The organism is Marinobacterium sp. YM272, assembly GCF_050908845.1.
Taxonomy (GTDB): Bacteria; Pseudomonadota; Gammaproteobacteria; order Pseudomonadales; family Balneatricaceae; genus Marinobacterium_D.
In genome coordinates this window covers 3,594,970-3,618,091 of record NZ_CP194171.1, presented here as the reverse complement: position 1 = coordinate 3,618,091, position 23,122 = coordinate 3,594,970, and the positions used below count along the sequence as shown (strand labels likewise).

18 protein-coding genes and 1 tRNA gene are annotated in these 23,122 nt (G+C 58.3%); 13 read left to right on the top strand and 6 right to left on the bottom strand.

Annotation, left to right across the window (positions count from 1 at the left end; translation table 11 throughout):
* Window positions 1-435 precede the first annotated feature (435 nt).
* From ACQUQP_RS16160 to ACQUQP_RS16110, 11 genes are all read left to right on the top strand, one after another.
* Window positions 436-1,956, top strand: coding sequence for a methyl-accepting chemotaxis protein (locus ACQUQP_RS16160; protein WP_432696061.1), 1,521 nt, complete (start codon window positions 436-438; stop codon window positions 1,954-1,956).
* A 222-nt stretch (window positions 1,957-2,178) separates the two neighbouring features.
* Entirely contained in the window at window positions 2,179-3,261 is a 1,083-nt protein-coding gene (locus ACQUQP_RS16155) for an efflux RND transporter periplasmic adaptor subunit (protein WP_432696060.1), read from the top strand.
* 3 nt (window positions 3,262-3,264) lie between these two features.
* Window positions 3,265-6,390 (top strand): efflux RND transporter permease subunit, encoded by a 3,126-nt coding sequence (locus ACQUQP_RS16150; protein WP_432696059.1) that lies wholly within the window; start codon window positions 3,265-3,267, stop codon window positions 6,388-6,390.
* A gap of 254 nt (window positions 6,391-6,644) precedes the next feature.
* Entirely contained in the window at window positions 6,645-7,142 is a 498-nt protein-coding gene (locus tag ACQUQP_RS16145) for a (2Fe-2S)-binding protein (protein WP_432696058.1), read from the top strand.
* Window positions 7,139-9,502, top strand: coding sequence for a molybdopterin cofactor-binding domain-containing protein (locus ACQUQP_RS16140; RefSeq protein ID WP_432696057.1), 2,364 nt, complete (start codon window positions 7,139-7,141; stop codon window positions 9,500-9,502). Before ACQUQP_RS16145 ends, ACQUQP_RS16140 begins: the two co-directional genes overlap by 4 nt.
* Before the next feature lie 33 nt (window positions 9,503-9,535).
* Window positions 9,536-10,528, top strand: a complete 993-nt coding sequence (locus ACQUQP_RS16135) for an XdhC family protein (protein ID WP_432696056.1) — start codon at window positions 9,536-9,538, stop codon at window positions 10,526-10,528.
* Window positions 10,518-11,132: a nucleotidyltransferase family protein gene (locus ACQUQP_RS16130; RefSeq protein ID WP_432696055.1), complete on the top strand. Its 615-nt coding sequence runs from the start codon at window positions 10,518-10,520 to the stop codon at window positions 11,130-11,132. Before ACQUQP_RS16135 ends, ACQUQP_RS16130 begins: the two co-directional genes overlap by 11 nt.
* A 169-nt stretch (window positions 11,133-11,301) precedes the next feature.
* Window positions 11,302-12,333, top strand: a complete 1,032-nt coding sequence (locus ACQUQP_RS16125; RefSeq protein ID WP_432696054.1) for an AbrB family transcriptional regulator — start codon at window positions 11,302-11,304, stop codon at window positions 12,331-12,333.
* 133 nt (window positions 12,334-12,466) lie between these two features.
* Entirely contained in the window at window positions 12,467-13,342 is an 876-nt protein-coding gene (gene folD / locus ACQUQP_RS16120) for a bifunctional methylenetetrahydrofolate dehydrogenase/methenyltetrahydrofolate cyclohydrolase FolD (RefSeq protein WP_432696053.1), read from the top strand.
* A 267-nt stretch (window positions 13,343-13,609) separates the two neighbouring features.
* Window positions 13,610-14,593, top strand: a complete 984-nt coding sequence (locus tag ACQUQP_RS16115; protein ID WP_432696052.1) for a GTP-binding protein — start codon at window positions 13,610-13,612, stop codon at window positions 14,591-14,593.
* Window positions 14,590-14,931, top strand: a complete 342-nt coding sequence (locus tag ACQUQP_RS16110; RefSeq protein ID WP_432696051.1) for a hypothetical protein — start codon at window positions 14,590-14,592, stop codon at window positions 14,929-14,931. Before ACQUQP_RS16115 ends, ACQUQP_RS16110 begins: the two co-directional genes overlap by 4 nt.
* Window positions 14,932-15,005: 74 nt before the next feature.
* Here the strand turns inward: ACQUQP_RS16110 and ACQUQP_RS16105 are convergent, their stop codons facing one another.
* Window positions 15,006-15,569 (bottom strand): hypothetical protein, encoded by a 564-nt coding sequence (locus ACQUQP_RS16105; RefSeq protein WP_432696050.1) that lies wholly within the window; start codon window positions 15,567-15,569, stop codon window positions 15,006-15,008.
* 274 nt (window positions 15,570-15,843) lie between these two features.
* Here ACQUQP_RS16105 and ACQUQP_RS16100 point away from each other — a divergent pair, with 274 nt between their 5' ends.
* The gene (locus ACQUQP_RS16100; RefSeq protein WP_432696049.1) at window positions 15,844-17,079 is read left to right on the top strand and encodes a DUF3422 family protein; all 1,236 of its coding nucleotides are present in this window, start codon (window positions 15,844-15,846) and stop codon (window positions 17,077-17,079) included.
* A gap of 9 nt (window positions 17,080-17,088) precedes the next feature.
* Here ACQUQP_RS16100 and corA read toward each other — a convergent pair whose 3' ends face one another.
* Both corA and ACQUQP_RS16090 read right to left on the bottom strand, forming a co-directional pair.
* Window positions 17,089-18,045, bottom strand: a complete 957-nt coding sequence (gene corA, locus ACQUQP_RS16095; RefSeq protein WP_432696048.1) for a magnesium/cobalt transporter CorA — start codon at window positions 18,043-18,045, stop codon at window positions 17,089-17,091.
* A 13-nt stretch (window positions 18,046-18,058) separates the two neighbouring features.
* Window positions 18,059-19,039 carry a calcium/sodium antiporter gene (locus tag ACQUQP_RS16090; protein ID WP_432696047.1) on the bottom strand — a complete coding sequence of 327 codons (981 nt, stop codon included), beginning with the start codon at window positions 19,037-19,039 and terminating at the stop codon, window positions 18,059-18,061.
* Between the two features lie 286 nt (window positions 19,040-19,325).
* Here ACQUQP_RS16090 and ACQUQP_RS16085 point away from each other — a divergent pair.
* Window positions 19,326-19,413, top strand: a tRNA-Ser gene (locus tag ACQUQP_RS16085).
* Window positions 19,414-19,907: 494 nt separating this feature from the next.
* Here the strand turns inward: ACQUQP_RS16085 and ACQUQP_RS16080 are convergent.
* Genes ACQUQP_RS16080 through ACQUQP_RS16070 form a run of 3 tightly spaced genes read right to left on the bottom strand, consistent with a single transcriptional unit; the run spans window position 19,908 to window position 23,042 of the window.
* Window positions 19,908-20,999, bottom strand: a complete 1,092-nt coding sequence (locus ACQUQP_RS16080) for an ABC transporter substrate-binding protein (protein WP_432696046.1) — start codon at window positions 20,997-20,999, stop codon at window positions 19,908-19,910.
* Complete coding sequence (locus ACQUQP_RS16075) at window positions 20,996-22,387, bottom strand: sensor histidine kinase (RefSeq protein WP_432696045.1); 1,392 nt, start codon at window positions 22,385-22,387, stop codon at window positions 20,996-20,998. The genes ACQUQP_RS16080 and ACQUQP_RS16075 overlap by 4 nt, the downstream gene beginning before the upstream one ends.
* Complete coding sequence (locus ACQUQP_RS16070) at window positions 22,374-23,042, bottom strand: response regulator transcription factor (protein ID WP_432696044.1); 669 nt, start codon at window positions 23,040-23,042, stop codon at window positions 22,374-22,376. The genes ACQUQP_RS16075 and ACQUQP_RS16070 overlap by 14 nt, the downstream gene beginning before the upstream one ends.
* Window positions 23,043-23,122: the final 80 nt, after the last annotated feature.

Sequence of the window (23,122 nt, the reverse complement as noted above, 5' to 3'; positions counted from 1 at the left end):
GGATATCTCTGTTTCAGGTTTGCGCCTCGCCGCGCTCTCTGATCCTCAGGTGATTCTCCTGCCCTGCAGCTGAGCCGGTAGGTCGCTACCTATGTATTTTTGTTCATAGGTTAGGGGCCGGACAGTGCAGTTAATGATCCACGTCAAACCAGGGTTCATAACGTCGGCAGCCTGTTTTAAAACGTAGTATTTCACATACACTATATATATAATTGCGCGTTACTAAATGTTTTATATTTTTAGATATATTTAATAATACTGTCATGCGAAGGGCGTGAGCGTTTTATTAAAGATGTTGCTTTTAAAATATAGTGCTTGTTTGACATAGATGATTTGTCGGCTATTTATAAAGACATTTACTTTATGTTTTGGCCGGTTATATAAACTCCTTGAGATGTCGGTATGAAAAAGAATTTGCCAGTTACAGAGAATGAGGTGCAGTTTCCGCAAGGGAAAAAGCTGGTTTCGGCAACCGATGTCAAGGGTGTTATTACTCACTGTAACCAGGCGTTTATCGATATCAGCGGCTTCAGCAAAGAGGAGCTGATCGGCAGTTCGCACAATATCGTGCGTCATCCGGATATGCCGCCAGAGGCATTCGCGACCGTGTGGGGATACCTTAAAGCGGGTAAACCCTGGATGGGGCTGGTGAAGAACCGCTGCAAAAGCGGTGATTATTACTGGGTCAACGCCTATATCACTCCGGTGACCGATAACGGCGAAATCGTGGGTTATGAATCGGTACGTTCCTGCCCTTCGCGGGAGGATGTGGCGCGTGCGGAAAAGCTTTACGCCAGGGTCCGTAATGGCAAGACAGCTGTACCGATCTGGAGCAGGTTTTCGCCGAGCGCCTGTTTGCTCACGCTGCTGTTTGCGCTGGCCGCGTTCCTGTTTTACGCAGGGGAGGTTATCTGGTCTGAAACGGTTCTGGCGGCAGGCTTTGTCGCTTATCTGGCCTGGAACCGGGTATCCAGAACACGTATGCGGGAATCGGTCATGACGCTGATGGGCAAGACCTTTTCAGATGATCTGGCCGCGCTCAGTTATACCGATGATGATCTGGAGCTGGGCAGGTTGAAAGTCGCGGTGCTGGCGCAGCAGGCGCACCTGAATGCGGTGCTGACGCGTCTGGAAGAGTGCGCCGACCGGGTGAGAGATGAATCGGTTCAGGGGCTGAATATCGCCAACCAGGCTCAGGGAACCCTGCGCGAGCAGCAGGTCGAGACCGAGAAGGTGGCCGGGGCGATGGACGAGATGTCCCGTGCGATCGCAGAAGTCTCCTCGAATGTGCAGGATACGGCGGATAAATCATCAACCGCGCGGTCGGTGGCCAGCAACGGCTCTGCCGTGATCGAGGGCACCCGGGCAGCGATCGAGAACCTCAAATCGACGGTTCACAATATCAGTGACTCGGTGGATGAGCTGGCGCGTGAGACTCAGGTGATTGCCGAGGCCACCAAAATCATCGAGGTTATCGCCGAGCAAACCAATCTGCTGGCTCTTAACGCTGCGATCGAGGCTGCACGGGCAGGGGAGCATGGCCGCGGTTTCGCCGTGGTTGCCGAAGAGGTGAGGAACCTGGCGCAACGCACCCAGAACTCCACCCGCGAGATCCATGGCATCATCGAGTCTTTGACCCAGCGCTCCGAGCAGTCCGTGCAGGCCGCCACCCAGGGCAACGAAGTGGCCGAAAGCGGTTTGCAGCGTGTGCTGGAGGCGGAACAGACGCTCTATGATATCGAGGAGTCCGTGTCGCATATCGCGCAGATGGCGATGCAGATGGCTGCAGCGGTGGAGGAGCAGTCACAGGTGTCCGATGAGATTAACGGACAGGTTTCCCAGATCTCCAGTCTGGCTGCCTTCAACCTGCAGGAAGGCGAAGAGTCCAGCGCCAGTGCCCAGCGCATGGGTAACATCGCCCACGAACTGCATGAGCTGGTAGTCCGCTTCAAATAAACTTAACGGTTTATGCCCAACAGGCCCGCCCAGCACCGCTGGAGCGGGCCTTTTTGATGTTTTTCCCTGTTCCCCTTCGGGCGAATCGGCCGGCGGAAATATATCTGGCATTGAAGGCCGCTAAATTGGACGGCCTGAGTCGCATCATTTATACCGAGTATTACGCGACGCAAGGTCGATCCACCGGTCGATACCGAACCGGTGCAGAACAAGGAGCATGTTGTGAGACCCTTACTGGCTGCTTTTGCACTGTTATTTATCTATGTCCCGCCATCATTCGCTGAGGATGCGCCTCTGCCCAGCGTAATAGTGCACCAGGTTGAGGCGAGCGATCTCACGCCGGGCTTTAAGCTGACCGGGCGGGTGGAAGCCCGCGAGAGTGTTGATCTGCTGGCGCGGGTCTCCGGCTTTCTCGAGGAGCGCGCCTTCACTGAAGGTCGCAGTGTCGAGCAGGGCCAGGTGCTGTTTCGCATTGAAAAAAACAGTTACGAGATCAGCCTTAAAGAGGCGCAGGCGAACCTGCTATCTGCCCAGGCGGTGTTGCAGAACGCACGGAGTAACCTGAGTCGCATACAGACGCTGAGTGAGCGTAAGGTTGCTTCGGAATCGCAGCTGGATCAGGCGCGCTCGGAGAGTGATCAGGCCCGGGCGGCGCTGTTAAGTGCTGAGGCGGGGCTGGCGCGGGCGCAGCTGAACCTGGAGTACACCGAGGTCAAGGCACCCTTTACCGGGCGTATCGGCAAGTCCAACTTCTCCGTGGGTGATCTGATCGGACCGGAGTCGGGGCCGCTGGCGACCCTGGTCAAGCTGGACGAGGTCTATGTCAGCATGGCGGTCAGCGTGAAGCTGATGCTTGATGCCCGCAAGCAGGGGATCGATCTGGATAACCCGCCGTCAGCCCCTTCGCTTATTCTTTCCGATGGCAGTGCCTATCCCTATGAGGGCCGCTTCGACTACATTGCGCCGGAAGTGGATACCCGCACTGATACCCTCTCGTTGCGAGCGGTGTTCCCCAACCCGGACGGGCTGCTGCTGGCCGGCGAATTTGTCAATGTAGAGGTGCGCAGCAAGACTGCAGAGAGCGGTATCCTGATTCCTCAGTCCGCCGTGCAGCGTGACAGCGGAGGCTATTTCGTCCTCCGGGTTGCCGACAACAACATCGTCGAGATGACTCGCGTTGAGCTTGGCCGCCAGCTTCAGGGCAGCTGGCAGGTGCTTGCCGGACTCTCGCCGGGCGACACCATCATCACCCAGGGGTTGCAGAAAGTCAGACCGGGTATGCCTGTCGATGCGATAGAGGAGTAGAGCATGTTTTCTATCTTCTTTATCGGCCGTCCCAAGTTCGCGATGGTCATCGCGTTGCTGCTGATGATTGCCGGTGCTATCGCCGCACTCAACCTGCCCGTGGCTCAGTTCCCCGATATCGTGCCGCCCAAAATCCAGGTGAGTGCCACCTATCCCGGTGCCAGTGCCGAGATTGTGGAGCAGGCGGTGGCCACGCCGATCGAGGCGCAGGTGAACGGCGTGGACAATATGACCTCCATGTCGTCCAGCTCCAGTAATAACGGCAGCTACTCGTTAACGGTTACCTTTGCCGTGGGCACGGATGCGGATCAGGCTGCAGTTAACGTGCAGAACCGGGTGGCACTGGCCGAGCCATCGCTGCCTCAGGAGGTGGTGCGTCAGGGGGTGGTCAGCCAGAAGCGGGCAACCAATATCCTGATGATGGTGAACCTGCTGTCGCCCGGGGGAACCTATGATGACCTGTTCCTGAGCAATTACTCCACGCTGTATCTCGAGGACAGCCTGGCGCGTATCGATGGCGTCGGCTCCGCCTCGCAGATGGGGCCGATGGAGTACGGAATGCGGATCTGGCTGGATCCGGATCGCATGAAAGAGCTGGATCTGGCGCCGGCCGAGATCAGCAGCGCGATCCAGCAGCAGAACCTGCAGGCGGCCGTGGGGATAATCGGCCAGCCGCCGATTACCGAAAACCAGCAGTTCCAGTACACCCTGACCGCCAAGGGGCGTCTGGAATCGGTGCAGGAGTTTGAAAATATTATCCTCAGAACCGGCGACGATGGCGCCGCTATCCGCCTGCGCGATGTGGCCAGGGTGGAGCTGGGGTCCCAGAGTTACAGCGGCAGAGCCACAGTGGATGGCCTGCCGGCGGCCACTATCGCCATCTATCCAAGCCCCGGTGCCAACGCGCTGGCAGTGGCTGACCGGGTTTATGCTGAGCTGGACCGGTTGAGTGCGCAGTTCCCGGACGATGTGGAATACGCGATTCTGTACGATACCACCACGGCGGTGAAGGTCTCGCTGCAGGAGGTGGTGCAGACCCTGTTTATCACCTTCACCCTGGTGGTGCTTGTCACCTACCTGTTCCTGTCTGACTGGCGCTCGACGTTGATTCCTGCAGCGGCGATACCGATTTCGCTGATCGGCACCTTTGCCGCGCTCTATGCGCTTGGTTTTACGATCAACACCATCTCCCTGTTCGCGCTGATCCTGGCGATCGGTATCGTCGTTGACGATGCAATCGTGGTGGTTGAAAACGTCAGGCGTCATATCCAGGAGGGGCTGGCGCCCCGTGAGGCGACGGCGCAGTCCATGCGAGAAGTGACGGGGCCGGTAGTCGCCACTACCCTGGTTCTGCTGGCGGTGTTTGTGCCGGTTGCATTCATGCCGGGTATTACCGGGCGCCTGTATACCGAGTTTGCCGTCACCATCGCGGTGGCGGTGTGTATTTCTTCGCTGAACGCGCTGACGCTGTCGCCGGCACTCTGTGCCCTGTTATTGAAACCGGGCGAGCAGTCGGCGGCTCTGTTTCGTCAGTTTGATCGCCTGATTCAGTGGGGGAGGCGGGGCTATCTGAGGCAGGTCCGTGTGCTTACCCGGCGCCTGCTGTTGAGTATGGGGTTGCTGGCGGCCATGGGAGGTGGCGTGATTTACCTGTTTTCGGCCACGCCCACCGGCTTTTTACCCTACGAGGATAACGGCGCGTTTTTCATTAACGTACAGCTGCCAGATGGCGCCTCGCTAAACCGTACCGAGGAGGTCATGGAGCAGATTGACGCTATCCTCGACAGCCAGCCCGGCATAGAGCACCGCATCTCGATCATGGGGTTCAGTATTCTTGGCGGCGCTGCACCCAGCGGCGGTCTGGTGATACCGGTGCTGACGCACTGGGATGAGCGTACTGACAGTTCTCTCGCCTGGTATCGCATACTGGCGCAGGTGAACGCCAAGCTGGCCGCGATACCGGGGGCAAATATCTTTGCCTTTCCAACTCCGCCGCTGCCGGGTGTCGGGGTGGCTGCAGGGCTTGAAGCCAACCTGCTGGATCTCAGCAGCGGCTCCCCCCAGGAGCTGGCAGAGGTCACCAACGGGTTTCTCTACGCGCTTAACCAGCGATCGGAGATCAGTGATGCCTACTCCACTTATTCCGCCAACATTCCGCAGTATCAGCTGATCGTCGATCGCGACAAGGCGATGGCGCTGGGTGTCGCCATCAGTGATCTGTTCAGCACCCTGCAGACCCAGCTAGGTTCCCAGTACGTCAATGACTTTACGCTGTACGGGCGTAACTACCGCGTCATGCTGCAGGCGGATACGGAGTTTCGCGACAACGTGGAGGATCTGCGCCGGCTGGATGTGAAAAGCGCGTCGGGGGATCTGGTACCGATCAGCGCCATTGTCGATGTTCAGCCCGTGCTCGGGCCTCAAGTGTTGAACCGTTATAACCAATATCGGGCGGCTGCTCTGACCATATCGCTTGATGCCGCGGTGGCGACCGGGACCGGTATTCAACTGGTGCAGCAGGTCGCCGATGAAACCCTGCCGGAAGGCTATTCGATACAGTGGACCGGCAACACCGAACAGGAGATGGAGTCGGGCCAGTATGTGATTTTGATAATCCTGCTTGCCGTGCTCTTTGCCTATCTGTTTCTGGTAGCGCAATACGAAAGCTGGACGATTCCGGTGGCAGTGATGCTGTCGGTAATCGTTGCGCTGCTTGGCGCTCTGCTGCCGCTTTGGCTGATTCCCGGGCTGGATAACAACCTTTATGCCCAGATCGGCATGGTGATGCTGATCGGTCTGGCCAGCAAGTCCGCCATTCTCATTGTCGAGTTCGCCAAGACGTTGCGCGAGGAGGGAAAAGAGATTCTCGAGGCGGCTTCAGAAGCGGCGAATCTGCGTTTTCGCGCGGTACTGATGACAGCGGTGTCGATGATCATGGGCCTCCTGCCGCTGGTGATGGCTACCGGCGCCGGGGCGGCCAGCCGTGTCTCGATCGGTGTTGTCGTGCTCGGTGGAATGCTGCTGGCAACGGCGCTGGGGATCTTCTTTATTCCGCCGCTCTTTGTACTGATACAGAGGTTCAGGGAGTGGGCCAAGCAACGTCTGTCAGACGCCGCCCCGGACAAATAGGCAAGAATCAGCGAGGAATCGGCGTTTAATCTGGGCCGGCCCTGTTCTATTTTGTTATCAGCCTAAATTTATGTAGCGGAGATCTATCTTTCAGCGGAGGCAGAAGATCTGCCCCCGGTTTTCCCTACTAAACTGGTCAAGATGGTCGGGCCGCCTGGATGTCGGCTCACTAGCCGTTTGGACCTATAAGAACTTACCCAACAGCCTGTCAGCCAGCCCCTGCTAAAGGGAATGGGAAGCGGAGGAAAGAACCGATGATAGAAGTTACAGTCAATGGCGAACCCCGGTCGCTGGATGTTCCAGCGGACACACCGATCCTATGGGTTCTGCGCGATACGTTGAAACTCACCGGTACCCGTTTTGGTTGCGGCATGGCACTGTGCGGCGCCTGCACTGTGCACCTGGATGGCAGTCCCACTCGCGCCTGCCTGACTCCTATTTCCATGGCGGAAGGTAAAGAAATCACCACCATCGAAGCGATGGAAAATGACCCTGTTGGCCAGGCGGTTCAGCAAGCCTGGATGGATGAAGCGGTTGCCCAATGCGGTTATTGCCAGAGCGGCCAGGTGATGAGTGCTGTCTCGCTGCTGAAAAACCATCCGAACCCCACCGATGCAGAGATCGACAGCCAGATGAGTGGCAATATCTGCCGCTGCGGTACCTATCCTCGTATCCGCAAAGCGATCAAGCGCGCATCTGCAAATAGCACCGCCGCCATCGACGAGTCCCTGTTTACGGAGGTGAAGGCATGAGCACTTCCTTTTTCCTGCGCAAATTTGACCAGGCTGCAAGCGACGATGTGCAGCTGGCCAACGTCAGCCGCCGTGGTTTCCTCAAGGGGCTGACCGCAGCCGGCGCCCTGGTGTTAGCAGCTCGCTGGACTCCGGCATTTGCCGAAGAGGAGAAAAAATACGGTGGGGATGCCATGCCCCACGGCACCGTTGATAATCCCGATGTCTTTATCAGCATTGAGCCCGATGGCACCGTTACGCTGATCAACCATCGTGGCGAAATGGGCCAGGGGATCCGCACCAGTGTCGCCATGGTGATGGCCGACGAGCTGGGTGCCGACTGGGACCAGGTGGTGGTTACCCAGGCGATCGCCAACGAAGAGAAGTATGGCAACCAGAATACGGACGGCTCGCGTTCCATGCGCCAGTGGTTCGACTCGCTGCGTCGTGCCGGTGCCGCCGCGCGCACCATGCTGGAACAGGCAGCCGCCAATCAGTGGGGTGTGCCGGTCAGCGAGTGTAAGGCCGGCGTGCATCTGGTGATGCATACACCGACCCAGCGCTCACTGACCTTCGGTGAGCTGGCAACCGCCGCAGCCGACCTGCCAGTGCCGGACCGTGACAGCCTGACGCTGAAATCCCCCGAAGAATGGCGCTACATCATGCGCACGCCGCAGGCGTTCCCTCAGGGCGAGAACAAGCAGCCGCTGGCCGCGGATGGCATGGATATTCTTACCGGTCGGGCACAGTACGCCGCTGATGTGAGCTGGGACAACATGCTCTACGCCGTGATTGCACGGCCGCCATCTTACGGCTCTGCCGTGAAGTCCTATGACGCCAGCGCAGCGCTGGAAGTCCCGGGCGTGGTCAAGGTGGTGGAGATGCCGACTGCGACCCAGCCTTCCGGTTTCGAGCCGATGGGCGGTGTTGCCGTGCTGGCGGAGAACACCTGGGCGGCGATCAAGGGCCGCCGGGCGCTGAGCATCGAGTGGGATAACGAACCTGCCGGCGCCAACGCCAGTTACGATTCCAAGGCGTTCCGCGAACTGCTCGAGAAGCGCTCCCAGGAACCGGGCAAAGTGGCCCGCTCCAGCGGGGATATCGCCGCGGCCAAAGCGGGGGCGGCCGATGCCCTGAGCGTTAACTACTATGCGCCGCATATGGCCCAGGCACCGATGGAACCGATGGCGGCCATCGTCCGGATCAACGCTGACAGCGCCGACGTCTGGACCTCGGTACAGAACCCGCAGGCGGCCCGTGACGGTGTTGCCAAGCGTCTGGGGCTGGCGCCGGAAAATGTCACCGTGCAGTGCGGCCTGATGGGCGGCGGCTTTGGCCGTAAGGCCAAGCCGGATTATGTGTTTGAAGCGGCGGACCTGTCCAAGGCGATGGGCGGTCGACCGGTGCGGGTGCAATGGACCCGCGAGGATGATCTGCACAACGGCTTCTTCCATACCGTTGCACTGGAACATCTGGAGGCCTACTTCGACGATCAGGGTAAGGTCAGTGGTTGGCTGCACCGCTCCCTGTCGCCGAGTATCAGTTCGCTGTTTGCTCCGGGCGCGGAGCACAAGTCCGACTTCGAACTGGGGATGGGGATTCGCAACATGCCGTTCGATATCCCGGCGATCCAGCAGGAGAACGGTGAGGCGGAGGGGCATATCCGTATCGGCTGGTTCCGCGCCGTGTACAACATCCCGCACGCCTTTGCGATCCAGAGCTTTGTGGCTGAGCTGGCGCATCAGGCGGGCCGCGATCACAAGGAGTTCCTGCTGGAGCTGCTCGGCCCTGATCGCAAGATCGATCCGCGCAGCCAGGATGATGTGTTCAACTACGGTGAAGATCCGGACAAGTACCCGATCAACACGGCCCGTTACCGCGCGGTGATCGAGCGGGCCACCCAAGAGGCCGGCTGGGGCAAAGAGATGCCCGCTAACCGCGGACTTGGCCTGGCGGTTCATCAGAGCTTCGTCTCCTACTGCGCCGTGGTGATGGATGTCGAGGTGACCGACGCCGGTGAGGTGATTATTCACCGTGCCGATATCGCCTTCGACTGCGGCCCGCAGGTCAACCCGGACCGTGTGGCCGCCCAGCTAGAGGGGGCCTGTGTCATGGGTACCGGTATCGCGATGATGTCGCAGATTACCGCGCAGGATGGCGTCATCCAGCAGAATAACTTCGATACCTACCACGTGCCGCGCATCAACCAGATACCGAGGGAGATCCACACCCATGCGGTGAATAACAGCATGGATCTGCCGATGGGCGGTGTCGGTGAGCCTGGTCTGCCACCGGTGGCGCCGGCACTGTGTAACGCTATCTTTGCGGCATCCGGCAAGCGTATCCGCAGCCTGCCGGTTGCAGATCAGCTGAAAAGCTAACCAGCTAAAAAGAGAGGTTAATCGAAGCATTTAATGCAGCATCTTGATCTACAGGTGGTGGAACAGGCGCAGGACTGGCTTAACGCCGGTGAGACCGTCTGGTTTTGTACTGTGCTCTCCACCTTTGGTTCATCACCCCGCGAGCCGGGCTCGATCATGGTCGCCAGGGCCGATGGCCGGCATCTGGGATCGCTCTCCGGCGGCTGTGTCGAGGAGGACTTCCTTGAGCGGCTGCAGGCGGGCGAGTTCAGCCAGCGGGTGTGTACCGAGAGGTATGGTCAGCGTCGCGAGGATAACCGACCGCAGATTCAACTGCCCTGCGGCGGCATCCTCGATGTACTGATCGAGCGACTCGAGCCGGATGAGAGCAACCGCTGTCATCTGGCCGAGCTGCTGGCGGTGATGCGTGGTCGGGAGCAGAAGTGGCGCTGGGTATCGCTGGTCGATGGTTCCTGTTCATTGACGCCGGTGGACAGTGCCGGCGGTGCCCGAGTGGAGGTCGCGGTCGATAGCGTCAGTGTCCGCATGGGACCGTCGCTGCGGCTGATCATCGCCGGCCTTTCCAGCGTAGCCAGGGCCTGTGCAGAGTTCGCGGTCAGTCTCGGTTACGAGGTGATCGTCTGCGAGCCGCGTGAAGAGGAGTATCGTGACTTTCATATGAACAAGGATCTGGAGAACGTGCGCCTCGAAAAAATACTGCCGTCGATGTTTATTGCCAGGCCCGGTAACTGCCATCAGCAGACCGCCGTGGTGGCGATGACCCATGACCCGCGTATCGATGATCTGGCGATGATCGAGGCGGTGTATACCGACGCCTTCTATATCGGCGTGATGGGCTCGCGTCTGACCTCCGACAAGCGGGCGGCGCGGCTGATGACCACCGGAGGTCTGAATCCGGATCAGCTGGCGCGGATCAACATGCCGATCGGCCTGGCACTGGGCAGTAAAACCCCGGCGGAGATCGCACTGGCGGTGATGGCCGATGTGCTGCGCGTGCAACGCGGCATCAAGCGCGATGAGCTCTGAGGCGCAGCAACGGGTTCTCGGGCTGGTGATGGCAGCGGGGTTTTCCCGGCGCTTCGGCAGTGCCGACAAGCGTCTGGCAAAACTTGCTGACGGCTCCACACTGCTTGGCGCGACCCTTGCGCAACTCCAGGCAGAGTTTTCAGCCCCAGGTTCGGGGGGGCGTCTTGCCGTGGTGATCCGTCCCGATGATGATCCCGCCTGCCTGGGTATCTCCGAGCAGCTCGATCTGTTGCGTGCACCCAACGCCGGGGCAGGGCTGGGGGCCAGCATTGCCGATGCGGCCAGGGCGGTGTCTGCCGATCCTGTCCTTAACGGGTTCGACAGCCTGGCGATCATGCTGGGCGATATGCCCGGGCTTAAGCCCGATACGATCCGTGCACTGGTCAGTGCCAGTGGCCGGGACCGGATTGTTCGGCCGCGATACCGGCAGCAGCCCGGACATCCGGTGCTGTTTGGGCGTGATTTCTGGAGTGGCCTGTGCAACCTGCAAGGGGACGAGGGCGCACGGGCGGTTATCGCTGCGAACCGCGCCGCGTTGCGGCAGCTGGATCTCGATGATGCCGGTGTTATTGCCGATATCGATACGCCCGCGCAGCTGCGCTAAGCCTGTATTCGCTACTGCACTGGGTAGGGCGTGAATACTTGCCTGGGCCAATGAGATACAATCTCATCTCTCCCGCAGTTTATCTGTTCAGTTATTCCTGCAGGTATATTCCGGGTGTATTCAAAGGTGTCGCAACGTCCGGTACCTGTCTCTCATACAAAGATCACTCATGCTGATAATTCTCAAGACCCTGGCTGTGGGCCTGGCGGGCGGCTGGCTGGCCACGCTGTTACATCTGCCATCACCCTGGTTGCTCGGGGCGATGCTGGCGGTACTGCTGGCGATTGCCGCAGGCGTCAGGGTGCAGATGCCTGACGCGTCCACCACGCTTATCTCGCTGTTTCTGGGGGTATCCATCGCCAGCGGCATCGATGCTGGTATTGTGGATCACCTGCGGGACTGGTCCGCCACGCTGATACTGATGATCGCCATGCTCGGGATGCTGGTCCTGATGCTGTTCAGCTTTTACCGCTACCGATGCCGCTGGAGCAGCAGTGATGCGCTGTTAAGCTCTGTGCCGGGAAATCTGGCGGTGGTGATGCTGTTCGCGGCCCAGGCGGGTCTCAGCATCAGGCGCATAGCGCTGGTGCACAGTGTGCGGCTGTTCTTCCTGGTAACCGCCTTGCCCCTGGCTTTCCCCATCACCCAGCCGGCCGATGAGGCGCTCTCGCAGGCGCAGCCCGATTACCTGCTGCTGTTGCTGGTGTTCGGCTGTGCCACTGCCGGTGGCTGGTGCGCGCGGCGTCTTCGCATTCCCGCCGGTATGCTGACCGGCGCACTGTTCACCACCCTGGCGCTGAAGTTTCTGCTCGGGCTTGAGCTGCATATTCCCCAACATTGGTTCAACGGCGTGCTGGCGGTTCTCGGGACGGCGGTCGCCGTGCGCATGGCGGGGCTGGATCTACCGCTGCTGCGGGCAACGCTGAAGGGCGCGCTCGGTGGTCTGTCGCTGGCGCTGGTGACCTGCGGCTGTTTCGCGCTGGTGCTGCATTTCGGTTTCGATATCCCGCTGTTGCAGGCGCTGCTCGCCTATATGCCGGGTGGCATCGAGGTGATGGTGGCGATCGCCTTCAGCACCGATGTGGACCCGGTATTCGTGGCGACTCACCAGCTGGTGCGGGTGTTGGTGATGTGTTTTGCATTGCCGCTGATGTTCAAAATGGTTCAGCGCCCGGCAACAGAGTGCCGGGCGGATTCCTGACTCTGCAAACCCTGACTCTGTAAACAAAGGTGCGACTCGGCGCCGGACCCTGTAGAATTGCGCGCCATCATTGTCCCGTTTCTGGCGGGTAGTTACTTGAGGCGCGGGGAACCTTAACCCCGAGGAGAGAGGTGTGAGCGAAGCACAGACGACTGTGGATAAACGTATCGATGGCAAGGCGGTAGCAGCCGAGCTGCGTCAAGAGATCGCTGGTAAGGTGAAAGCTCGTCGTGAAAAAGGCCTGGTGGCTCCGGGACTGGCTGTTGTGCTGGTCGGAGAAGACCCGGCTTCCCAGGTTTACGTGGGCAGCAAGGTGCGCGCCTGTGAAGAGGTGGGTTTCCTGTCCCGAAGCTACCGTTTGAGCGTGGAGACCGAGGAGGGCGAGCTGCTTGCGCTGATCGACGAGCTCAATGCCGATCCGGAGATCCACGGTATCCTGGTACAGCTGCCGCTGCCCAAACAGATCACCGTTCAGTCCGTCATCGAACGTATCGACCCGAAGAAGGATGTAGACGGTTTCCACCCCTACAACCTGGGTCGTCTGGCTGGTAAAGCACCCACTCTGCGTCCCTGCACTCCTTACGGCTGCATGCGCCTGCTGAAGGCCTACGGCGTCGATCCCATGGGTAAAAAGGCCGTGGTGGTCGGGGCTTCCAACATCGTCGGTCGTCCTGTCGCGCTTGAACTGCTGATGGAGCGCGCAACCGTTACTGTGTGCCACTCCAAGACCCAGGATCTGCCGGGTGAACTGGCCCAGGCCGATATCGTTATCGCGGCGGTCGGTATTCCCAAGTTCATCAAGGGTGAATGGCTCAAGAAGGGCGCCGTTGTGATCGATGTGGGTATCAACCGTCTCGAAACCGGCAAGCTGGTTGGCGACGTGGATTTCGATTCTGCCTATGAGAAGGTGTCGGCGATCACACCGGTTCCGGGCGGCGTCGGCCCCATGACCATCGCCTGCTTGCTGCAGAACACGCTTGAAGCCTGCGAGGCGATGGAGGCGCAGTAAGCGCTTCCTACAACGAGATCCACGAAAAGCGCCGACAGGCGCTTTTTGCTTTCTGGCGTTTATTGTCGCTGGTCAATGCAGGGGTGTTGAGGCTCGAATTGCAGCCTTTACCATGCAAGTTAACTGATCAACAGGCTTGAAACCTGGACGGTTTACGCTAAGAATCGGTGTTCTGTGAATAAGGATGTTTCAACGCGAAGTTCCTGTCCTTGAGCAGCCCGTATAAAGGCAAGATGCGGGCAGAGAGCGATGAAATGAGGAAGTAAAATGGCTGAGTACAAGATACTTTTCACCGGTTCGGTTGCCTCCGGCAAGACGACTGCCATTCGCTCGTTGAGCGATATCGAGACAATTGATACCGACGCAAGTGTCAGTGATTCGGCGATCAGGCGTAAGCAGAAAACCACCATTGCCATGGATTACGGTGTGCTTGAACTGTCGGACGACTCCAAGCTTCACCTCTATGGCACGCCGGGTCAGGAACGTTTTCGTTTCATGTGGCAGCTGATGATGAGCGACCTGGTCCATGATGCCAAGGCGCTGGTGCTGCTGGTGGATAACACACGCAACGACCCGTTCAAGGATATTCGCTTTTACCTGGACGAGTTTCGTGAGTATATCGTCAAGCGTCAGCTGATCATCGCCGTCACTCACTCCGATCAGCAGACCCACCCCGACCAGGCTTATTACATGAATGAGCTGAAGAGTATGGGGATTTTTACCTCCGTGCTGTTTATCGATGCACGCTATCCCGACTCGGTCATCGAGGTGGTTAAAGCGGTGCTCAGCGATTATGAGCCGGAGCTGGACTGGGATGGACTGGGACAGCGGCTCATGGCGCATCGCCCGCCGGTGATTGAAGACGAGCCGGACGATACAGCCGAACAGACCGATGCTGCCAAGCCGGTGAAACTGTTCAACGCTGTGTCCCTGATGGATGCGGCCATGAACACCCGCGGTATCACCGGCGCCATGCATCTGGGGCCCGACCGCAAGGTGCTGGAAACCAATATCAACAGCATGCAGAGCCAGGCGATGCTGAAAACCATGGTGAACCTGGTAGCGGCGCTGGAGAAGAAGGTGGCATTCATGGGTAATATCGACAACCTTGTGCTGTGCGGCCCGGAACACGAGACCCTGTCGGTGTTTGTCGAAGAGCGGCAGGCGCTGGGGTTGTGTTCGGAAAAAGAGTTGAGTTTGACTGTGGTTAAACAGCAGGCGCAGGATCTGCTGCAATGGAGTGGAGAATGAGGGAGTTACTTGCGCAGGTTGCTAAGCCTGGAATCGTCGATAACTGCTGTATCCTAGAGGGTGCGGAGATCACCGTCTCCACCTTTTCCAGTCAGCAGCGCAACCATGAAACGGTTGCCAAGAAAGCATTCAGCTACGTGTTTCAGAACGTCAGCAAGATCAGAACCAACCATAATGAGGCGCACCTGGAGATCGGTAGCAAGCGTCTCAGTGGATTTATTCTGCAGGATGGCAGAATTCTGATCTGCATGTCCGGTAAAGAGACCAACGTGGGGTTGGTGCGGGATCATGTGGCGCTGATCAAACCCAAGTTTGAGGCGACTGAAGAGAGTCTGTAACCGGCAGGGGCGCACGTAAAAAAGAGCGAGCGCCCAACCTCCACCCGGAAGGGCACTCGCCCGGTGCTCTTTGCTTAAACGGGACCGCGAGCGGTGTGTTTAACCTCAATCGTCTGGTCCAGGGCTTCTTCCAGCGTTACAACACTTGCGCCTCTGGGTTTAAAGCCTTTCATCTCGTTATACAGCGTGACCAGTTTGTCGCCGGCGGACTGTCCCTTGAAGTCGCTTTTTTCCAGCGCCAGTTCCTCGATCGCCTCGTTCCAGGGGATCCCTTCATCAAGCGGCAACAGATTGAATGTCTTGCCACCGGTCTCGACCAGCATCGGATTGCCGATGTTCCGTACGAAGATCATCGCCGCGAGATCATCCGCCAGATCCTTGCCGTACTTCTCCAGCAGCAGCTCCAGCTGACTCAGGTCGTTCAGCAGGCCAACCACCAGTTTCAGTTTTTCACTCTCTTCCAGCAGAACGGCGCCGAAGAGCAGGGCAACGGGCGGTTTGCGGCGGCCCTTGGCGTCGGCAACCTCTCCCTCTTCAATCACCAGCTCACCGCGATAGGCGAATCCACCGCTGCTGGTATCTTCCAAAAAGTTGGTGTTGAACAGCAGCGACTGTTCGTCATAGGTCTTCAATAACATCGTCGTCGTCCTCATTCGATTACCAAGCTGTGGTAGCAAGAATGTGGCCGACTTTGAGTTTTTGGATAATTCCCTTAACTATCAATGAGGTGGGTATATTGTCGCAAAGGCTTCACGACGCTTGGGCGTCTGTTTTGTCGGCTTTGTCACAGTGTATGGATGGTAAGTTGTTGCAGGCGGACCAAAGTGATGCCGGATTGAGCGGGAAGACAGGAGGATTGGTCTAGGGCATTATCTAAGACTTAAGTATAAGTCGCCCTATGGATCAGATTGAATGAGAACACATCCGCTGCGTCATCAGATTATCGGCGAAGTTCACGCCCGCCCGTTCCAGAAGCTTTATTCCCCAGTCTCTTTGATTCATGTGGCGGTGACCGTCGATGACCAGACCCACCTGGACCGTGTAAAACGGGAGGTGGTTAAACTGGCGCAGGAGATGGGGCTGTACGATGCTCCGCTGGGATCGTTCTTTTTCTGCCGCAACGAACTCTGCGCCCTCAGGTTCGAACTCCACAACGAATTTTATACGCTGACCGCCTACCGGTTTGGCAGTGAAGATCTGCCGTCAGGCTTTTTGGAGCGTATTCAGAGCCTGGACGGTGCCTTTCTCTGTGGCTGCGAGCTGGTGTGTTCTGGCGGTCCCGAAGATGTGGACACCTGGGTCCGGGGGCAGTTCAAGCACCAGATAGCCGGCTCTGAAATGATGGGTGGGGCGGCCAGGGCCTGGACCGATTTCCATCACCGTGATGATAGTGGCCTGACCCGGATACTGGTCGAGGATATATCGCTTGGCTCCTATCAGCGTGGGCGTCTGCTGCAGCGGTTATGCGAGATCGAGGTGTATCGCCACATGGCACTGCTGGGCCTGCCTGAAGCGCACAGGGTGATGCCGCAGGTATCGCGGTTTGATCAGTCGCTGGCGCGTATCAGTTCACGCTTGTCGTCAGAGCCTGCCGCCGATCTTCTCGATGAACTGACGGTGCTGGCGTCCGGCGTCGAAGCGCTGGCGGCATCAACGGCTAACCGCTTTGCCGCCACCGAGGCGTATTTCGCACTGGTGGACAGCCGCATCGATGAGCTGCGTGAGGCGCGAATAGAGGGGCTGCAGACGATCGCCCAGTTTATGGAGCGGCGCGCGGATCCGGCACACCGTACCTGTCGGTCAACAGGTCAGAGGATCGAGAGCCTGTCGCAGCGCATCGCCAGAACCAGTGAGTTGATCCGTTCGCAGGTGGATCTGTCCACCGAGCAGCAGGTGCGTGACCTGTTGAGCACGCTCAGTGGCCGCGCGAGATCCCAGCTGCGTCTGCAGGCGAAACTGGAAGGCTTTACAGTGATCGTTGTGACCTACTACGCCTTCGACCTGATAGAACGCACCCTGCGCAACACTATTCAGGTCGATCGCCTGCTGGATATGGCGCTGTTGATTCTTGGCGGCGCTGTACCACTGATCGCACTGGTGTTGTGGCTTTATGTCCGCAGGATGCTGCGTGGCATCGAAGACGACTAAGCGGCTGGCTCAGAGCCATCCCTTGCTCTTGAAGTACCAGTAGGGGGCAATGCCGGACAGCACCATCAGGCCCAGGGCACCGGGATACCCCAACAGCCATTCAAGTTCAGGCATATGCTCGAAGTTCATGCCGTAGATGCTGGCGACCAGGGTCGGCGGCAGGAACACCACGGCAGCGATCGAGAACGTCTTGATGATCTGGTTCTGCTGAATATTGATAAAGCCCAGGGCCGCATCCATCAGGAAGTTAATCTTCTCAAACATGAAGTTGGCGTGGGACATCAGGGTATCCAGGTCGCGCAGCAGCTCGCGGCAGCTCTCCTGTTCCTGGGGAAACTGGCGGATATGTCTGAGCAGGAATGAAATCGACCGCTGGGTATCCATCAGCACCAGCCGCATCTTGCCGTTGCTGTCCTCCAGGCGGGACAGCTTGTCGAGCGACTCTTCCATTTCACCGCTGTCGCGTTTTTCCAGCACCAGGGTGCTGACCGATTCCAGATTGCGGTGCAGGTCCTCCAGCTGGTCCGCCAGGTTATCCACCTTCTGGTCCATCACGGAGGTCAATATCTGCAATGCCGAGTCTGCCTCGATCCGGCCACGCCGGGCACGCAGGCGCATCAGGCGAAAGTCGGCCAGCTCCACGTCGCGGATGCTGAGCAGCCGGTCGGGCTTGAGCGTAAACGCCACCGTAGATGTTTGATGCCGTCCTTCCGACTGATACAGAAACAGGGAGTGGACGTGGATATCCGAGCCTTCGATAAAATAGCGCGCACTGGACTCGATCTCCTCAACCTCGTGGGCATCGGGCAGGCTTTCCGGGTACATCGACTCGACCAGCCAGCGCTCCTGCTCGTTGGGCTCCTGCAGGTCGATCCACGCCACCTCGCGCAGTGTCGAGGCGGCGGTTTGGGGCTCCAGTTCACATTCGACCAGGTGTTCCTTTTCGATCGAATAGGCTCGCATCATACTGATGGGTTCCTTAGCCGACGGCGGTTTGTACGACGGTATAGATCAGGTAACCAGTATAACCGGCATAGGCCAGTGTCAGCAGCCCACCCTCAAGGCGGTTGATATGTCCGGCTTTGCGCATGCCGTAGCCGAGAATGAACAGAGAGAGGGTCAGTGCCGCCATCACGATCCAGTCGCGGTAGAGTACTTCAGGCTCCACGGCCATGGGGTGAATGGCGCCGGCGATACCCACAACCGCCAGGGTGTTGAACATGTTGGAGCCGATGACGTTACCCAGGGCCAGGTCGTGCTCGTTCTTGCGTACAGCGACGATTGATGACGCCAGCTCAGGCAGGGAGGTACCGATGGCGACCACGGTCAACCCGATGATCAGGTCACTGACGCCCAGAGCAGATGCGATATCCACCGCGCCCCAGACCAGCAGGCGGGAACTGGCAACCAGCAGTACCAGGCCGATGAAGAGCCAGATCAGCGCATTTTTTATCGGCATGAGGTTCTCTTCCATCTCATGCTCAAAGTCATCACCGAGCGCATCGCCGCGCTGTTTCATGCCCAGCCAGATCGACCAACCCATACTGATGGCAAACACCACCAGCAGCACGATGGCGTCCATGCGGCTGATATGTCCGTCGATCAGCTGATAGCCGGCCAGCAGTGTGACGCCCGCCAGTACCGGCAGCTCCTTGCGCAGAATCTGCGAATGCACGGCAATGGGACAGAGCAGGGCGGTAATACCGAGAATCAGCGCTATGTTGGTGATGTTGGAGCCGTAACCGTTACCCAGTGCCAGGCCAGGATTACCTTGCATGGACGCCAGTGCAGAAACCACCATCTCCGGGGCCGAGGTGCCAAACCCGATGATCACCATGCCGATCAGCAGCGTGGGCATGCCCAAATGCTTCGCCGTGGCCGCGGCCCCATCCACAAACCTGTCAGCGCTCCATACAAGCAGCGCTAATCCCGCAACGACGGCCAAAATTGCCAGCAACATCTATCCACTCCCGGAAAATCATTGAAAACTCAGGGCGTTACTATATCAGTTAAGGGGGGCTCTTCTCAGACTCGAGACGTCGTCGAATAACGATTTTTTCGACCTGCCACTAAGGATTTTTCGATTACCGCACCAGGCGGTAAGCCGCCGCACAGGGGCGTTTGGGAGCACCGTATAAAATGATCTGAAAGAAAGTTTAATTCAGCGCTTGTTCTTTCAAATCAGTCTGATAGAATGCGCAGCCACTTGAGTCGGCGCCCTCAAAAAGCGCGATTCAGGGGATTAAGGTCAGGTGTCCGAGTGGCCGAAGGAGCACGCCTGGAAAGTGTGTATGTCGAAAGGCATCGAGGGTTCGAATCCCTCCCTGACCGCCATCATTCAGAAGCCCCGTCACGTTGTGACGGGGCTTCGTCGTTTCAGGGCCAGAGAAACTCGACAGGGAGGGGGGAACCCTCGAACGGGGTTCGCGACGGCTGCCCTGAAGGCGCTAAGTCATCTATCCCTGGTTGCCATCATTTTGATAGTCGTTCCAGCGATTCAGTGTTTTGGTTTCAGTGAAGCTTCTGTGCTGTGAATAAGGCGGCCTTCGAGGGCCTTCTTCTGCTTATGTAATTACGCCTTTCAACGCCTGAAATCCGCCCAAGGCTGATACTTTTGGATGGCCTGGAGCTGTGCGTCAATTTTGTGTGCTGTCAGCTGGAAGCCCTTCTGGTAGCGGGATAATCACCAGCGCGTATATCGACTTGATTGGGGGGCAGTAGCTGTCATTTAGGCACAAGCCCGCCTCCGACCGTCGTTAAAGTCCGCTATGTGCTGTGGGTTTAATCGATCGACGCAACGCATTGGGAATAACGTTGAAATAATAGTGCTAATCTCGCGATTCTGAATCGAAAAGTTGAGTCCATTCGCGGATGAAACGTTCCCGTTTCATTTGATCCTGAAAGGCCATGATTGGTAGGCCTATCTTTATCGGGTGGAAGCGGAGCTGCTTGTTTTCGCTAATTGCTTTGATCGATGAGGTGCCTGAGGCTTCGCCGCGCAGAGCGATCAGGTTGCTGGAGTTGGCGATGATCTGTTGTCCATGGGGCGATACCAGGAAGCGGACAAACGCCTGTGCCGCTTCGAAGGAGTCGGTCCACTTGGGTACCAGGGCGATACGTGACATCACAAGGGTATAGTCCTCCGGCATGATCACGCCGATGCGATCATCGGTGCGGGACCGAGCCAGCGCGTAGGAGCCAAGCAGGTTGTAGGCCAGGATCAGTTTGCCGCTGGCCAGGTCGTCCAGCATGGAGCTGGTACAACAGTAGGTGCGGGAGTTGGCGCGGGCCAGACTCTCCAGCATGCGGCCGGAGACGCTGGAGACCACGGTATCCTGGGTGGCGAAAAAGTACCCGGTGCCGGATAGGCGCACGTCGTAGCTGCCCACCCGCCTGTAGTAACGCTCGGGCTCGTTGCGCAGGGCGTTTACCAGGTTTTCATGGCTGCTGGGTACGGGATCATCGGCACTGAAAGCCGCTTTGTTGTAGGCGAAAACGACCGGTTCAAAAGTGAAGCCATAGGCTTCATTGCGCCAGTGAGCCCAGGTGGGCAGAGATTCGGCTTCGGGAACACTGAGCGGCTGCGCGTAGCCATCATTGACCAGCTTGATCTGCAGATCCATTGCCGAGCTGAGTATCACATCGGAATCTCTAAGCTCACCTGTGGTCACCGCCTGATACAGGGTGGTGGACTCGTATTCGTTGTAATGAATATCGATAGAGGGATGTAAGCGCTCGAAGGCTTCGATCACCGGTGCGATGGCCCGGGTATCGGTGGCGCTGTAAATATCCAGCCGCTGGCCGCTGTTATTGGTTGTGAACTGCTCAAAAGCGGGTTCCGGAACACTGGTGTCATTGGCTGCGTTGAGAGCCGTGGATAACGATAGCCAACTGATTGCAGCAAGGATGTTTTTTATCATGCTCGCTCCCAGGGCATTCTAAGTTCGACGCGCAGCCCCTTGGGGGAGCGGTTACTAAGATGAAGTGAGCCGCCGTGTGCTTCGGTAACGGTTTTGACGATGGCCAAACCCAGCCCGGAACCCAGTGCATTGTTCTCGCTGTCTATGCGCTCGAATCGTTGCACCGCGCGGGTGAGCATATCCGCAGGAATCCCTGGTCCGCTATCATCCACAAACAGGACGATCTCTCCTTTATTGACGTCTACGCCAAGCGTTATGTTGTTATCCGCAGGGCCGTATTTGATGGCGTTATCTATCAGGTTGCGCAGGCATTCACGCAGGCTGACGGCGTCGGCTTCGATCGTTATTTCACGGTAGCTGTTCTGGTAGTTGAACTCGATATCCGAGTCGGCATGGTCGCGTACTTCGCTGGTCAGAATCGAGCTGAGCAGCTTATTCAGGTTAACCGGCTGGAACTGATGCGTATCACGGCGGTGCGCTACCAGTGCATGGGTCAGCAACTGGTTGGTCAGGCGGCTCAGGCGACGGTGCTGGTTGCGGATCTGCGAAAGACGGGACCTGAGCATCTCCGGTTCCGGCTCCATTTCTGCAATATCGAGCTGGGCCTGAACACCGCTGAGGGCTGTGCGGATCTGGTGCGAGGCGTCGGCGATAAATACCTGCATGCTATCCAGGTTGGACTGCAGCCGGGTACGATACTGGTCGATGGAGGCAACCAGCGGTTTGACCTCGCGGATGTGAGTGTCGGGCAGAGGGCCCATTTCTTCGACGCGACGTTGGCGCAGGTTACGGGACAGGCTGTTCAGCGGCGCCAGGGTGCGGTTGATGCCAAAGGCGAGGCAGGCAAGCGCCAGGGTGATAACGAGCACCAGGGTGGCCATTTCGCCAAGCAGAATCTCGTGGGTCAGTGCATTGCGAGCTTCACGACTGTGCCCGATATGTACTTCTACCCAGCCCGATACCCCAGGGTCGTTAAGTCGTTTAGCCACCGCTACGGCGCGGATCGGCTCGTCGAGAAATTCGGTGTCATAAAAGCGGGGTGTGCTGGAAGGTGCGTAGTCCGCGGGTACGGGAAAACTATCGTAGCCGGTCAGGTACAGGCTGTCGGGTCCTCGGACCTCGTAGTAGACCTTGTCATCGGGGGCGAGGGAGAGAATCTCCAGCGCGGCGTAGGGCAGGTCGACCTCAACCGCGCCGTTACGGGAGCGGATACGTTCTATAACGGCCAGCGCCGAACCGGTTAGCAGTCGGTCATAGGACAGGTCCGCCGTATGACTGGCGTACTTCCACACGCCGGCGCTGAGCAGCAGAAGTACGCCGAGCATCAGGCTAGCAGTGCCGACCAGCAGCCGTCTGCGTAGCGAGTAGTTGGCGTTAGTCATCCACATGGGCGAGGTAGCCGAGGCCACGGATGGTTTTGATCTTCAGGGACGAATCGGTCAGCTTTTTGCGCAGGCGGGTGAGCACCTGTTCGATGGCGTTGGGCGTATAGGCTTCTTCGAATCGGTATAGGCGGTCGGCGATCTGCTCCTTGGTCAGGATGTGATCCAGGTTGTTCAGCAGAAGCTCCAGCATCTGTATCTCGCGGGCACGCAGGTCGATCCTCTCATCATTCAAGGTGACAGATGCAGAAGCCGCATCGTAGATCAGGTTACCGCAGACCATCAGGTTGCTGGCGTTGCCGCGTTCGCGCCGCAGCAGTGCCCGGCAACGCGCGGCAAGCTCGCGAAAATCGAACGGTTTGACCATGTAATCGTCGGCACCCAGGTCCAGTGCGCTTACGCGGTCGTCCACCTCTGCCCTTGCAGTCAGCACCAGTACGGGGATCTCCTTGCCCTGGTTACGGAGCTGTTTGAGCAGCTGAAAGCCGCTCTTGCCCGGCAGATTTATATCCAGAATCAGCATATCGAAGCCCTGGTGAGCCAGGAGTCGCTCGGCCGCCTCGGCTGATTCGCACCAGTCGAGCGGATGGCCTATGTGGCTGAAATATTCACTGATGGCACTGGCCAGTTCAGTGTTGTCTTCGATCAGTAGAAGGCGCATCTGCAGCGAGTCCCGTGTAGCAGTTCAACGGCTGCCAGTTAATTCGAAGTTGCAATATATGTCCAGAGCGGTGCATCAGT

Coding starts and splice junctions, on each gene's coding strand:
- ACQUQP_RS16100 (WP_432696049.1), top strand. CDS start 15,844: ATGAGAACACATCCGCTGCGTCATCAGATTATCGGCGAAGTTCACGCC.
- ACQUQP_RS16075 (WP_432696045.1), bottom strand. CDS start 22,387: ATGTGGATGACTAACGCCAACTACTCGCTACGCAGACGGCTGCTGGTC.
- ACQUQP_RS16110 (WP_432696051.1), top strand. CDS start 14,590: ATGAGGGAGTTACTTGCGCAGGTTGCTAAGCCTGGAATCGTCGATAAC.
- ACQUQP_RS16125 (WP_432696054.1), top strand. CDS start 11,302: ATGCTGATAATTCTCAAGACCCTGGCTGTGGGCCTGGCGGGCGGCTGG.
- ACQUQP_RS16145 (WP_432696058.1), top strand. CDS start 6,645: ATGATAGAAGTTACAGTCAATGGCGAACCCCGGTCGCTGGATGTTCCA.
- ACQUQP_RS16150 (WP_432696059.1), top strand. CDS start 3,265: ATGTTTTCTATCTTCTTTATCGGCCGTCCCAAGTTCGCGATGGTCATC.
- ACQUQP_RS16115 (WP_432696052.1), top strand. CDS start 13,610: ATGGCTGAGTACAAGATACTTTTCACCGGTTCGGTTGCCTCCGGCAAG.
- ACQUQP_RS16130 (WP_432696055.1), top strand. CDS start 10,518: ATGAGCTCTGAGGCGCAGCAACGGGTTCTCGGGCTGGTGATGGCAGCG.
- ACQUQP_RS16070 (WP_432696044.1), bottom strand. CDS start 23,042: ATGCGCCTTCTACTGATCGAAGACAACACTGAACTGGCCAGTGCCATC.
- ACQUQP_RS16090 (WP_432696047.1), bottom strand. CDS start 19,039: ATGTTGCTGGCAATTTTGGCCGTCGTTGCGGGATTAGCGCTGCTTGTA.
- corA (WP_432696048.1), bottom strand. CDS start 18,045: ATGATGCGAGCCTATTCGATCGAAAAGGAACACCTGGTCGAATGTGAA.
- ACQUQP_RS16135 (WP_432696056.1), top strand. CDS start 9,536: ATGCAGCATCTTGATCTACAGGTGGTGGAACAGGCGCAGGACTGGCTT.
- ACQUQP_RS16140 (WP_432696057.1), top strand. CDS start 7,139: ATGAGCACTTCCTTTTTCCTGCGCAAATTTGACCAGGCTGCAAGCGAC.
- ACQUQP_RS16080 (WP_432696046.1), bottom strand. CDS start 20,999: ATGATAAAAAACATCCTTGCTGCAATCAGTTGGCTATCGTTATCCACG.
- ACQUQP_RS16105 (WP_432696050.1), bottom strand. CDS start 15,569: ATGTTATTGAAGACCTATGACGAACAGTCGCTGCTGTTCAACACCAAC.